Annotated in this window: 1 pseudogene; it reads right to left on the bottom strand. The window is 49.8% G+C overall.

Annotated elements, in window-relative coordinates:
- Nucleotides 1–241 (bottom strand): annotated as a pseudogene (locus H0248_RS21615) (S-type pyocin domain-containing protein); the annotation flags it as partial.

Here is a 241-nt window from a genome sequence, read left to right as displayed (position 1 = left end):
CTTTTTCGCTGCCTGCGCATACTGCTTTACCTCAACTGATTTTTCTTGCGAGGGATTAGCCTGCTCAACAGGTTCAGCGACATAAAAACTCATCTCCCCAATATTGCCCTGTGGCTCTTCTTCTTTGCCCGCATCGGTACAACCCGCGCCACGTAAACAGGATTTGGCAAAAACAGGTTCAACTGCCAGCATCGGTGTTAACGCCAGCAATGGTGCTCGGGTTAATGCTGCCTGTTTAGCA

Origin of the sequence: Pectobacterium brasiliense (assembly GCF_013449685.1) — a bacterium.
In the GTDB taxonomy this organism is placed as follows: Bacteria; Pseudomonadota; Gammaproteobacteria; order Enterobacterales; family Enterobacteriaceae; genus Pectobacterium; species Pectobacterium brasiliense_A.
This window is presented reverse-complemented; position numbering and strand designations above follow the sequence as displayed.